This is a genomic window from Dolichospermum sp. DET69, from assembly GCA_017355425.1.
Lineage (GTDB): Bacteria > Cyanobacteriota > Cyanobacteriia > Cyanobacteriales > Nostocaceae > Dolichospermum.
The window spans coordinates 2,664,486-2,678,001 of sequence record CP070233.1 but is presented as its reverse complement, the minus strand read 5'-3'; the positions used below and the strand labels follow the sequence as shown (position 1 = coordinate 2,678,001).

The window sequence follows — 13,516 nt, the reverse complement described above, 5'->3', positions numbered from 1 at the left end:
ATTTTGACATGGATTCAACAGTGTAACGCTATTACTGTGTAGACGCTGTTTCCAACCGCCGATTTTATCAACTTCTATTCATCACATCAAGGGCAAAAACTACTATACGAGCAAAGTCCAGATAGTGCGTGGACTAATGAAAAATCAAGAGTTTTGTCTGTGTGGCTCCGCGGCTTCCAGTCGCCATCTTCTCGAAATTTCGTTAAAATGGGAAGTAGAACCTCCTGAAAGGCGTTCCCAGTCTCTGACTGGGAACGATGTGTCCAGTTCCCCTCTCGAAGAGCGGGGAGGGGCTAGGGGTGGGGTGTTATAGTCAAGAGGTATAAATCATGAATGCTGTAACTTTACAAATACCAAAATCATTAAAATTCACAGACGATGAATTTGTGGAAATAGTCGCTGCTAATAAAGATTTACGTTTAGAATTATCACATCAAGGAGAATTAATTGTTATGTCACCAACGGGAGGAGAAACAGGAAATCGTAATTTTGAAATGTGTCTTGATTTAGGGTATTGGAATCGCAAAAATGGCTTAGGAAAAGCTTTTGATTCTTCTACGGGTTTTAAATTACCTAATGGTGCTACCCGTTCCCCAGATGTGTCTTGGGTAAAAATAGAAAGATGGAATGCACTGACACAAGAACAAAGAAAAAAGTTTTTGCCCTTATGTCCTGATTTTGTGATTGAGTTAGTTTCTGAAAGTGATAATTTAGCAGATACTCAAGCAAAAATGCGGGAATTTATAGCCAATGGTTTACGTTTAGGGTGGTTAATTAATCCTAAAACCAAACAAGTAGAAATTTATCGTCAAAATCAAGAAATGGAAGTTTTACAATCTCCTACAAATTTATCTGGAGAAGATGTATTACCAGGTTTTATTTTAGATTTACAGCCGATTTTTCTTTAAGTTCCAGTTACTGCCGAAATATCAATTAACCAGCGAACTGTTTGCGGGAAAGCAATTACAATTAACAGCACAATAAACTGTAAAACTATAAAAGGAATCGCACTTTTATGAATATCTAATGTACTCACTTCTTTAGGGGCAACACTTTGTAAATAAAACAAAGAAAATCCCACAGGTGGAGAAATAAACGCCGTTTGTAAATTCACTGCCATGACCACACCAAACCACACCATATCAATATGTAAAGCCTGTGCCGCTGGCACAAATAAAGGCATAGCAATAAAGCAAATCTCAATAAATTCTAAAAAAGCTCCTAAAATAAAAATCACAATGTTACTAACAATTAAAAATCCCCAATATCCTCCGGGTAAACCTATTAATAAATTAGTAATCAGAGTTTTGCCACCTAAAGCATCAAACACCAAACTAAACATCGAAGAACAGAATAAAATCATCACCACTAAAGCGGTAATCACTGCGGTAGAATGGGCAGCATCACGAATTAATTGTGGTGTTAACCGTTTATTAAACGCTGCGAGAATAGAAGCCCCAACAGCACCGACAGCCCCGGCTTCTGTGGGAGTAGCTACACCAAAGAATATACTTCCCAACACCGCAAAAATTAAAATAATTGGCGGAACAACAGCTTTAAAAATTTGTTTAATTAATTGAGTACCTTGAGGAATTACCACATCATCAGGAATCATTGGTACTTTATCCGGTTGAAAAAATGCCAGTCCTAAAATATAGAGAATATAAGCACCAGATAACATTAATCCGGGAATTAATGCCCCTAAAAATAAATCTCCAACGGAAACACCAATTTGATCACTAAGAATAACTAAAACTAAACTGGGAGGAATTAACTGGGCTAAAGTTCCGGAAGCAATTATTACTCCTGCTGCCAATTTTTTATCATAGCCATAGCGTAACATCATGGGTAATGATAACATTCCCATGACAATTACTGTAGCGGCTACGACTCCGGTTGTGGCGGCTAAAACAGTTCCCACTAAAACAACTGCTAAAGCCAATCCTCCGCGAACACGACTTAGAATAATGCCGATAGTTTCTAATAACTCTTCTGCTAATCCTGACTTTTCTAAAACTGCACCCAGAAAGACAAAAAAGGGAATAGCTAGTAAAGTAAAGTTCGACATTGTGCCAAACCAACTATTAGGTAAAAGCAGGAGACGAGCCGGATTAAAAGCCCCCACTGCTGTACCAATAAGTCCAAAAACAATGGCTGTACCAGCAAAGGAAAAAGCGACAGGAAAGCCACTCATGAGAATAAAGAAAAAGCCGACAAACATTAAAATTGCTAACCATTCAAAACCCATAATTTCTCCTATTCAATATTGATATTTTCGGAAGTTTCTAAGCGAATTTGTTCTGCTACTTGTTGATAGCCTAATAATACGGCTAAATATTTAATTGTTTGAGAAATACTTTGTAAAAGCAGAAAAAATAAGGCCACAGGAACCATAGTTTTTATGGGTGCGCGGGGTAACCCATTCGCGTCAGAAGATATTTCCCATGTTCCCCAACTACCATCAGTTAACCTTCCCCAAGATTGTAAAACCGGGTTGAATGTTACCCAAATGCCAATTAAACAAAAGGGAATTAAAAATAAAACTGTGCCAACAAAATCAATTAAGGCGCGTTTTTTTTCACTCATATTAGTATAGAGAAAATCAACACGCACATTTTCTCCATGACGTAAAATATAAACAAAGCCGAATAAGAAAGTTAGAGAAAATAAATACCATTGCAGTTCTAATAAGCCATTAGAAGATAATTGTACACCAATGAAGCGACCCATATAACGGGCAACAACGTTAAAGAAACCGACTCCAATTGTCAGTAAAACCAGCCAATTGGATAACCATCCCAATTTATCAGCAAAATTGTCAATAGACTGCGAAAACTTTAACAGTCTACTAATGAAAGCAAATCTTTTTGAGTTACGCATAGAACATATAAATTAAAGGACAGAATGGAAAGTAGGGGATTAAGTATAAATAATACTTTAAATATTGTGCAAAATTCAGGTAGAAAAAGTTTTTTTATCTCGTTCCCAGTCTTTGATTGGGAATGCCCTGACGGAGACTGGTGCCTCTGTCGTTATAGAAGGCAGAGCCTTCTGGAATTCATTCCCATACAGAGTATGGGAACGAGAAAATCTATAGTGACTCCTGAATTATTAATATTAATTAATCAATCTTTCTACCTCCAAAATATCTAAATTTGTCAATTGTGCCACTTGTTCTACAGACATTCCATTCTGTGACAAATTAATAGCAACTTGTCTTAATTGCAATTCAGCCTGTTCTGCACGTTGTTGTGCAATTTCTACCATTTCCCCAGATGTGGGAAATAAATCACCATCTAAAGTTGCCCAACGTAACCAAGTGGCATCAACACCTCTATAATTACCCTGCCAACGCACCAAAGCTAAATCTAGAACTTTACTTATCAGGTGATTTTTATCATTTAAAGCAATCTGTTGATATGCACCACTATTCAGATCAAAACCTGCAAAATCATTGGGGTTAAAAGGGTCATACCAGAAATATTCAGAAACCCGCATTTGATTTTGATAAATCAATTTTTTCGCACTTTTATCATTACTAGCTGTGCTTTCTGAAAGTAATTCAATTACTACATCTGGTGGTTTTCCTTCTTCCCAAACTACCCAAGATAATCGTTCTGTTTTCGGCACATCCAAAACAGCAAAGAAATCTGGACCTCGAAAATCTTGATTTTTTAATTGTGCTAAACTGTAGTATACAAACATATTGCCACCTACATACCCATCAGCCCTTTGATCTAGCCAAGGCTGAATGGTATCAATTAAAATATCCATTTGTAATTTATGTCTTTGTGTCTCCATCGGGATACCATCATCACAAGGAAGTTCTGCCTGAGTGGGTGGCAATTTAATACTAGGTACAACCAAAACAGTTTCTAACATAGCCGTTAAATTTAGTTAGAAATTACAAAAGAAGGGAACAGGGAACAGGGAACAGGGAACTCTTAACTGGGAACAGATAAGAAACACTCATTTGCACCAGTTTAAAGCTCAGTCAAAAAAAAGATGTTTTTACAAGATGCGTAGCACGAAAAAAACAGTGTCATTATCTCAATCTCATGTTTTTAACATGAGTTTTTCCTGTTCCGGTGTTGCCCGTTCCCTGTTCCCTCTGAATTAATATTTTTATACTAATCTGAAATGATCGGCAATTGGCCAAATTATAAGAAATAATAAGTTTTAAGTATATCAACACAATCAAGTCAAACTGGATAACAAAAAGTAAATAAGTCTAAAACCTTTTTCCCCCTACCTAATCCCAACGAAGATTTTTAATACCAACCTGTTTTGTGGTGGCTGAAATTTCACATCATTATGATATTCTAGGGAAATCTTACACTTAGTCAATAATATTCATTTTTATGAAACGTCGAACTATTGTTAATAGATTATCTCAAAGTGCGATCGCAGCTACCGGAGTAGCAATTGTTGGTGGTTGTCAAAAGGCTCAAAATCAAGCTGCCACAGGTCAAACCGACACCAGTAATTTACCTATCATTAAATGGCAAATGGCTACAAGTTGGCCATTATCTTTAGAAACTATTTTTGGCGGGGCGCAGGTTTTAGCAGAGCGCGTTAAAGTTCTCACTAATGGTAAATTTATTATCGAACCCCGTGCGGCTGGAGAAATAGCCCCCGGTTTAGAAGTTCTCAATGTGGTTTCTCAAGGTGCTGTGCAAGCAGGACATAGTGCCGCTTATTACTACATTGGTAAAAGTCCCGCCTTGGGATTTGGGACATCAGTACCATTTGGACTCAATGCCCAACAACAAAACGCTTGGTTATATGAAGGCGGAGGTTTAGCCAAACTGCGGGAAATTTACGCACGTAAATTTAATGTAATTCAATTTCCTGCGGGAAATACGGGTACACAAATGGGGGGATGGTTTCGCAACGAGGTGAAAACCCTCAATGATCTCAAAGGGCTAAAAATGCGGATTCCTGGTTTAGGAGGGCAAGTTATGGCTAAACTGGGAGTAACTGTCCAAAATCTCCCTGGTGGGGAAATTTTCCAAGCACTACAAACGGGGGCTATTGACGCGGCTGAATGGGTGGGACCCTATGATGATGAAAAATTGGGTTTAAATAAAGTCGCTAAATTTTATTATTATCCAGGTTGGTGGGAACCAGGTCCAACTTTAGAAGTACAAATTAATTTGGACGAATGGAAAAAGTTACCACCTCAATACCAAGCAGCTTTAGAAACCGCTGCATATCAGTCGAATACAACAATGTTAGCTCGTTATGATACCCGCAATAGTGAAGCATTAGAGAAACTATTAAAAACCGGAGTTCAACTGCGTGCTTATAGTCAAGAAATTTTGGCAGCAGCGGAAAAAGCCTCTTTTGCTTTATATGATGAATTTGCGGCTAAAGACGCTGATTTTAAAGCTATTTATGAACAATGGAAACCTTTTAGAGATCGGATGTATGCGTGGAATAATCTCAATGAAGGTAGTTTAACCCGTTATGCCTATGGGAAGTTGAAAGTAGGGAATTGAGAGTTTTTTTAATAGACTTCCAAAAAATAATGTAGAGATGTTTCATGGAACGTCTCTACAAGGGTTATGGGGGCGTTGCTGAATTGAGGTATGAAATTGGAAAATCAAAAAAATGAAACTCTTGCTCTCTGAGACTCTGCGCCTCTGCGTGAAATAAAATCATACTCTTAATCAGCAACGCCAAAATTCTCTTATTCAATTTTTGGATGTTTGATGAGCGCTTCACCCTTAATACAGAAAACTTAGAATTTAGTCAAGTCAATAGCATATAATAGATCCCCGACTTCTTTAAGAAGTCGGGGATCTGGTAGCATCTAAGATATCTCTAAAGCAACCCCGAAGATGACACGCTTTATACACGATCAATTCGCCAAGGACTACTTAGAAGAATTACTCAAACCTTATGGAGAAGTCCAAGCAGCCAGTCAAGTAGCTGGAGAAATCCGAGAAATAGACGTATTATTTACACCATTTCCCAACCAAACAACCAACGTAGAACTATTAGGATTATTAGGCACATTAGCCACAACACCAGCTATTTTCGAGCCATTTCGTAACCCAGCATCAACAGAAGAAATCTGTGATTGTCTGTTAAAATCATTAGAAGTCAGAGGTGCATTAAGAAGAGCAGCCAAACGGGAACAAACCACCAGCGCAAAAATTGAGATTCCTAAATTATGGATTCTCACCCCCACCGCATCAAAAAACATCATCTCAGGATTTAGCGAGACAACAAAACCAGATTCCTTACCCGGAATATACTATTTACCAAAATCATTACACGCCGCAATTGTCGTTATTCATCAATTACCCCAAACTCAAGAAACACTGTGGTTAAGACTTTTAGGTAGAGGTACAGTCCAAAAACGAGCAATTGATGAATTAGCTGCGTTACCATTAAATCAACCTTACGTCAAAATCACCTTAGAACTACTCTACAACCTCCAGAAAAATTTAAAAATCAATCAAAGTTCACAAACAGAAGATCAGGAGTTGATTATGCGATTAGCACCACTTTACCAACAAGACAGAGAACTAGCTAAACAAGAAGGATTACAAGAAGGACTGGAAAAAGAACAACGTCTAATTATCCGTCTTTTAAACCGCCGAGTTGGGGAAATTGATTCATTATTAGTTCAAAAAGTCCAAGAATTACCTGTTGAAAAACTTGAAGAATTAGGAGAAGCTTTATTAGATTTTACTTCAGTTACAGATTTAGAAACTTGGCTAAAATTGTATAACTAACTCTGCCCAACAAAAAATGACACGCTTTATACACGATCAATTTGCCAAAGATTATTTAGAAGAATTACTCAAACCTTATGGAGAAGTGCAAGCAGCTAGTCAAGTAGCTGGAGAAATCCGAGAAATAGATGTATTATTTACACCATTTCCCAATCAAACAACCAACGTAGAATTATTAGGATTATTAGGCAAATTAGCCACAACACCAGCCATCTTTGAGCCATTTCGTAACCCAGCATCAACAGAAGAAATCTGTGATTGTCTGTTAAAATCATTAGAAGTCAGAGGTGCATTAAGAAGAGCAGCCAAACGGGAACAAACCACCAAAATAAAAATTGAGATCCCTAAATTATGGATTCTCACCCCCACCGCATCAAAGAACATCATCTCAGGATTTAGCGAGACAACAAAACCAGATTCCTTACCCGGAATATACTATTTAGCAAAATCATTACACGCCGCAATTGTCGTTATTCATCAATTACCCCAAACTCAAGAAACACTGTGGTTAAGACTTTTAGGTAGAGGTACAGTCCAAAAACGAGCTATTGATGAATTAGCTGCGTTACCATTAAATCAACCTTACGTCAAAATCACCTTAGAACTACTCTACAACCTCCAGAAAAACTTAAAAATCAATCAAAGTTCACAAACAGAAGATCAGGAGTTGATTATGCGATTAGCACCACTTTACCAACAAGACCGAGAACTAGCTAAACAAGAAGGATTACAAGAAGGATTACAAGAAGGATTACAAGAAGGACTGCAAAAAGAAAAAAGTCTAATTATCCGGCAATTAAATCGCCGAATTGGGGAAATTGATTCATTATTAGTTCAAAAAGTTCAGCAATTATCTGTTGAGAAACTGGAAGAATTAGGAGAGGCTTTATTAGACTTTACTTCAATTACAGATTTAGAAACTTGGCTGAAAAATTACCAATAAATAGCGATAATAGCAGCGATCGCTCCGGTAGTATCCACTAATTTAAAGAGCGATCGCTAGACAACCGAAGTTTGCCATAATATTTGGATAATAAACCGTAAATCCTGATTCAGACAATAATTTATTTTCCCCGACTACATAATATTAATCGGATCTACATCAATTGTTAAACTAACAGAAGTCGGGGAGAGCGATCGCACTTCCAGCCAATCTGGTAAATTAGGTAAAGCATCAGGAGCAAACTTGAGTAATATTTGCCAGCGATAACGGTTAGCAACTCGTAAAATACTAGCTGGTGCAGGTCCCAATATCTCAAAGCCTTCCTTATCGCTCAAAAATGTAGCAATGATTTGGGCTGTATTTTGGACTTGAATGGGATCTAAACTACTTAACCGCAATAAAATCAATCTTCCATAGGGAGGATAATTCAGAGCTTGTCTTTCTACTAACTCTGCATCAGCAAAAGATTGATAATCATGTTTTTGCACCGCTGCGATGATAGGATGTTCAGGAGTGTAAGTTTGCACAATTACCCTACCCGGATCATCTCCTCTTCCTGCTCTCCCTGCAACTTGAGTTAAAGTTTGAAAAGTGCGTTCATTGGCGCGATAATCAGATAAGTGCAATAATCCGTCCGCAGCAACCACACCCACCAAAGTAACTTGGGGTAAATCTAACCCTTTTGTTAACATTTGTGTTCCCACTAATAAATGGGCTTCACCATTAGCAAATTTGGTGAGGAGAGTCCGGTGTGAACCTTTCGTGCTGGTAGTATCACTATCAAAACGAATTTGTTTCAAGTTAGGAAATTGCTTAGTTAATTCCTGTGCTACCCGTTGAGTACCGCTTCCGAAAAATTTTAAATAAGGGGAACTACATTCGGGACAATGGGGAGGATGTAAACGCCCATAGTTGCAATAATGACAGCGTAATAATTCCGGCGCTCCCTCTTCAACGTGATGATAAGCTAGGGAAACGTCACAGTGGGGACATTCCAACACATAACCACAACTGCGACAAGATACAAATGTACTATGTCCGCGACGGTGGATAAATAAAATTCCCTGTTGTTGTCTTTCTTCTAATTGTTGGAGAGCATTTTGTAACTTCCTGCTAAAAATAGACCGATTTCCCTCCTTCAACTCTTGACGCATATCCACTATTTCCACAGGGGGTAAGGGACGGGAGTTAATGCGTTCTGGTAAAGATAGATATTGATGATTTCTGCTTACCCAACTCTCTAAAGCAGGAGTTGCTGAACCTAAAATGAGGGGACAATGTTCTAATTCGGCTCGCCATTGCGCGACGGTGCGGGCGTGGTAAGTGGGAGTAGGGTTATCTTGTTTAAAGCTACTATCGTGTTCTTCATCCAGGATAATTAAGCCTAAGTTGGGTAAAGGGGCAAAAATGGCGCTGCGAGTCCCAATGATGATTTGCGGCTCTCCTGTAAGCATTTGTCGCCAAGTGTCGTAACGTTCACCGTCGGAAAGGGCGCTGTGATAAACCTGGACTTTGTTCCCAAATCTGGCGCGGAATCTGTCTGTGAGTTGGGGTGTGAGTCCGATTTCGGGAACTAAGACAAGGGCGGATTTTCCTTGTGCGAGTACGGGAGAAATAGCTTGCAAATATACTTCTGTTTTCCCTGAACCTGTCACCCCATGTAACAATACTTGAGCAAATCCGGTTAAGGAATTAATAGTTTCTAAGGCGTTATTTTGGGCTGGTGTTAAGGATTTATTATGATCCCCAACGACGGCTACACCATGATCTCTGCGTAATACTTCCCTGTCTTCAATGACTACGCAACCTTTATCTACTAAAGCTTTGAGTATAGAACTGCTGGCACTACAAAGTTGCAATAATTCACTTTGCCACATTTCTCCGCCTTGTCGTCTTAAAACTTCCACAATTTCTTTTTGACGGGGTGTTAAATCGTCATCGTTATTATTGAGAAGTGTAACAGCTTTTTGTAGTTTAGGTTTAGTGAGTCGTGGCGGTTCTAAATAATTTTCTGCTAATCCTAACCGGATTAATTCCCGAATTCCCCGATATGCGGATTTAACTTTTTGTTGGATGTAGTGATAACTATAATCTGCTGTGGTGGTTTTTTCTAACAGTGTAATAACTTGTTGGGCTGTGGGACTGATGTAAATAGAGGGATTTTCTCTACCCAAGGGAGTTAAGCGCAAACGACGTTGCGATCGCCCTAACAATCCCGGCGGTAAAGCGGCGCGAATAACTTGAATTAAGGGTGTATAGTAATATTCTGCAACAAGATTAAGTAAATTCCAATAACCAGGGGGAAAAAACCCTTCACTAACTACATCTTCTACTTCCCGAATTTTTTCTGGTGCTAAATCTGCTGGTGGTTGAATTAATAAGCGAATAGCGATCGCACCTACCTGTGTTGCACCGAAAGGAACACTTAAAATATCCCCTGGTTTGATTTCTAACTGTTCTGGTATGTTATAGGTAAATAAATCTGAACATCCTGGACAGTCTACAAGCACTTCAACCCATTGAGATAACTTTGTTTGCGATTGATATGAGCCCCTAGGTTCAGCTACAGCCATAACCGATAAATTTGTACTAATACTATACATAATTTCTCAATTTATCAACAAATATTGTATTTACACACTTAATTAATATTGTCCAATTTGATTTAACTATATCCTTTGGATTTACTTGATGTAAATAGTATTTTACAATACTTCAATTACTCATGATACTTGATAATCTGGAATTAATGTAATCTACCAGACAAATTATCTCCTCGCATCTGAGTAATAAATAATTGATAATAGAAAATTTATTTATATACTTGTGTCCTAAAACTGCCAAACCTATCTTTAGAAATACGTTGAAGGAATGAGTAATCATAAATAATAGGCAATGCAGTAAGAATTCAGAATACAGAATAAACATGAGACAATTTTTTTGTTAAATGCTTATCCAATAAGTATTCTGACTCCCAAATAGTCACTGAGATGACGATACTACGAGTGGATCTAGCTCTGACACCTGATTCCTAAATTCTTCCAAAATTATGTTATTAATCAAGGCTAAGATTGAATTACTAAATAAAGTATCAGGTTTTTCCACCCATTGATAGATATTAAATACTTTTTCAATATGAGATGCTTTAAAACGATAAATATTATCCGGATTGTAAGGTTTCATTTTTGTATTTTGGATCATTTAGTAAATTTTCGGATAAATAAATAACTCAAGTACCAAAATGGCGATTTATGCAAATACTCCTATTAACCAAACCGGATAAACATAGAAACTTTGCAAAAAATACACAAAGAATTAATATATAGCTTTCCTTGCTTATTGGTGGAGGTGTTGAACAGACAACAGGCAACAAGCAACAAATTTTTTCACAGATCATTTAGGATGGATATATAGGAGTGTTTATCTACATTTTGGATATTTGTTAAAGTTATTATCAGGGGGTTTGACATATTTGATCATTAAGAAAAGATTTACCAACTCCGATTTAAAACCACGGGGATTACCTAAACTAATTTAGGTAACGGTAAGAGGTGAATACCCCGTTGAGACACAGATTAGTATAAACTTCCAAATATTTCCCTAGTTGGGAGTGTTTGTCACCCTAATTAGTTAGGTGATTTTGGAAAGGACATCTTAGCTATGTTGGGGTAAGGGACTAAAACGAGGTTGCTCTTTTCTCATGCTTATAGGCATTTAAAAACCAGTGAACCGCAAGGTAATAATCTAAAGTCGTCCTAAAATAATGGGGTTTCTAACCCATTTTTTTAATGAAGAATATGTCTATTAGTCTTCTGAAAAAGATAGTTTTTTGTGGGTGCTAAAGCCATTAATGATTATAGGTTGTATCTAGCCAAAACTAAAAATAATGGACAAATACTGATTTACGTTCTAGATGAAGAATGATTAAAAAGAGAGTCTTTTACTAGAGAAAAAATCTGTATTTGTCCGGAAGGGAAAACTACCCAGTCTGAAACAGGCTGTTGTCATTAAATTATGTACCAAACAAAGCAACCATCCCTAAAGGAAACTATGAATCTTGCTGAATTGGGAACAATGGAAATACTAGAGAATATTACTGATCATGAAGAACCATCAATTGAGAGTTTAGATCAGGTAGTATATGAAGATACTGCAATTGTCGAAAACTTGGAATCAGAAGAACGAAATGGCGATGACATGGCCGCAGCCCGTCCTTCGGGATACAATAAAACCGAAAATGATGATGCTGTGGGCGCGTTTTTTAAAGAAATGGCGCGTTATCCACTACTCAAACCCGATGAAGAAGTGGAATTAGCCCGACGAGTCAGATTTTTAGAAGAAATCAAAGAATTGCAAGCAGCTTTGGAATTAGAACTAGGGGCACTCCCTAGTAAAATCCAGGTAGCTTCCCAATTAGAGATTACAGAAAAACAACTGGAAAGCCGTTTGTATCAGGGGAGAGTGGCCAAGCGGAAAATGATTCGCTCTAATCTCCGATTAGTAGTATCTATTGCTAAACGATATTTAAATCGTGGTGTTCCTTTTCTAGATTTAATTCAAGAAGGAGCAATGGGTTTAAACCGCGCTTCCGAAAAATTTGATCCCGATAAAGGATATAAGTTTTCTACCTATGCTTATTGGTGGATTAGACAAGCAATTACCAGAGCGATCGCTAATGATGCCCGAACTATTCGCTTACCAATCCATATTGTTGAAAAACTTAATAAATTAAAAAAAGCCCAACGGGAACTCAAGCAAAAACTCTCGCGTAACCCAACAGAAGCCGAAATGGCCGAAGCTTTGGAAATTACGGTTCACCAACTGCGTCAACTTCAACAACTCCGCCGACAAGCGCTTTCTCTTAACCACCGTGTCGGTAAAGAAGAAGACACAGAGTTAATGGACTTGCTGGAAGATGAAGATAACCAGTCTCCCGAAGCAAAAATGAACGAAAACATGATGCGTCAGGAGATTTGGGAAGTTTTAGGAGACGTACTCACCCCACGAGAGAAAGATGTAATTTCCCTGCGCTATGGACTTACCAGCAGCGAACCCTGCACCCTAGAGGAAGTGGGGAATATGTTTAACCTTTCCCGTGAACGAGTTCGCCAAATCCAAAGTAAAGCCATGCGAAAGTTACGCCGTCCTCACATAGCCAAGCGTTTAAAAGGTTGGTTGGTTTAAGTCAGTAGGGGCGCAGGTCCTGCGCCCATTCATTAGTCAGTTGTCCGTAGTTAGTAAAAATCATGCAGTTGGATATAAACTATGTACTAAGGACTAATGACTAAGGACTAATGACTAATTTAATTATCCGTGATGCCGAAGCAAGTGATTCTCATACCCTGTTTGGATTAATTCAGGGACTTGCAGAATATGAAAAATTATCTGCTGCTGTTATTGGCAATGCAGAAGCACTAAAAGAGCATTTATTTGGTTCACCAAAATACGTAGATGCAATTTTAGCTGAATTTCAAGGTAAAGCTGTCGGCTTTGCTATATTTTTTCATAATTATTCAACATTTCTTACCAAGCCAGGAATTTACCTAGAAGATATCTTTGTTTCGCCAGAATATCGCCGTCAAGGTATTGGTAAAGCACTTTTGACGCGGGTAGCTCAAATAGCAGTAGAACGGGATTGTGGGCGTTTAGAGTGGAGTGTTTTAGATTGGAATATATCAGCCCAAACATTTTACCGAAATATGGGAGCGGATATTTTAGAAGATTGGCGAATTTGTCGAGTTAATGGAGATAATTTAATTAAATTAGCAAAATAAATTCAAATTTAGATCCCCGTCTTCTTCAAGAGGTCGGGGATCTGATTATTGAT

10 protein-coding genes are annotated in these 13,516 nt (G+C 38.0%); 6 read left to right on the top strand and 4 right to left on the bottom strand.

Going from position 1 to position 13,516, the window contains the following annotated elements; translation table 11 throughout:
* Positions 1 to 329 precede the first annotated feature (329 nt).
* The gene (locus EZY12_12290) at positions 330 to 908 is read left to right on the top strand and encodes a Uma2 family endonuclease (GenBank protein ID QSX70270.1); all 579 of its coding nucleotides are present in this window, start codon (positions 330 to 332) and stop codon (positions 906 to 908) included.
* Here the strand turns inward: EZY12_12290 and EZY12_12285 are convergent.
* The 3 genes from EZY12_12285 to EZY12_12275 all read right to left on the bottom strand — a co-directional run bounded on the left by EZY12_12285 (position 905) and on the right by EZY12_12275 (position 3,882).
* Positions 905 to 2,248, bottom strand: coding sequence for a TRAP transporter large permease subunit (locus tag EZY12_12285; protein ID QSX70269.1), 1,344 nt, complete (start codon positions 2,246 to 2,248; stop codon positions 905 to 907). The two genes, EZY12_12290 and EZY12_12285, sit on opposite strands and share 4 nt — an antisense overlap.
* 8 nt (positions 2,249 to 2,256) lie before the next feature.
* Entirely contained in the window at positions 2,257 to 2,880 is a 624-nt protein-coding gene (locus EZY12_12280) for a TRAP transporter small permease subunit (protein ID QSX70268.1), read from the bottom strand.
* Positions 2,881 to 3,117: 237 nt separating this feature from the next.
* On the bottom strand, positions 3,118 to 3,882 hold the full coding sequence (locus tag EZY12_12275; protein ID QSX70267.1) for a Uma2 family endonuclease: 765 nt from the start codon (positions 3,880 to 3,882) through the stop codon (positions 3,118 to 3,120).
* A 479-nt stretch (positions 3,883 to 4,361) separates the two neighbouring features.
* Here EZY12_12275 and EZY12_12270 point away from each other — a divergent pair, with 479 nt between their 5' ends.
* The 3 genes from EZY12_12270 (at position 4,362) to EZY12_12260 (ending at position 7,689) form a co-directional block, all read left to right on the top strand.
* Positions 4,362 to 5,501, top strand: a complete 1,140-nt coding sequence (locus tag EZY12_12270; protein QSX70266.1) for a TRAP transporter substrate-binding protein — start codon at positions 4,362 to 4,364, stop codon at positions 5,499 to 5,501.
* A 342-nt stretch (positions 5,502 to 5,843) separates the two neighbouring features.
* Complete coding sequence (locus EZY12_12265) at positions 5,844 to 6,746, top strand: DUF4351 domain-containing protein (GenBank protein QSX70265.1); 903 nt, start codon at positions 5,844 to 5,846, stop codon at positions 6,744 to 6,746.
* A gap of 16 nt (positions 6,747 to 6,762) precedes the next feature.
* On the top strand, positions 6,763 to 7,689 hold the full coding sequence (locus EZY12_12260; GenBank protein QSX70264.1) for a DUF4351 domain-containing protein: 927 nt from the start codon (positions 6,763 to 6,765) through the stop codon (positions 7,687 to 7,689).
* Between the two features lie 134 nt (positions 7,690 to 7,823).
* On the opposite strand, the gene priA is transcribed toward EZY12_12260, so the two are convergent.
* A complete protein-coding gene (priA, locus tag EZY12_12255; protein QSX70263.1) occupies positions 7,824 to 10,292 on the bottom strand; it encodes a primosomal protein N' in 2,469 nt (822 codons plus the stop codon).
* A 1,411-nt stretch (positions 10,293 to 11,703) separates the two neighbouring features.
* Here priA and EZY12_12250 point away from each other — a divergent pair.
* Both EZY12_12250 and EZY12_12245 read left to right on the top strand, forming a co-directional pair.
* Positions 11,704 to 12,873, top strand: coding sequence for an RpoD/SigA family RNA polymerase sigma factor (locus EZY12_12250; protein QSX70262.1), 1,170 nt, complete (start codon positions 11,704 to 11,706; stop codon positions 12,871 to 12,873).
* Positions 12,874 to 12,983: 110 nt separating this feature from the next.
* Positions 12,984 to 13,463 (top strand): GNAT family N-acetyltransferase, encoded by a 480-nt coding sequence (locus EZY12_12245; protein QSX70261.1) that lies wholly within the window; start codon positions 12,984 to 12,986, stop codon positions 13,461 to 13,463.
* Positions 13,464 to 13,516: the final 53 nt, after the last annotated feature.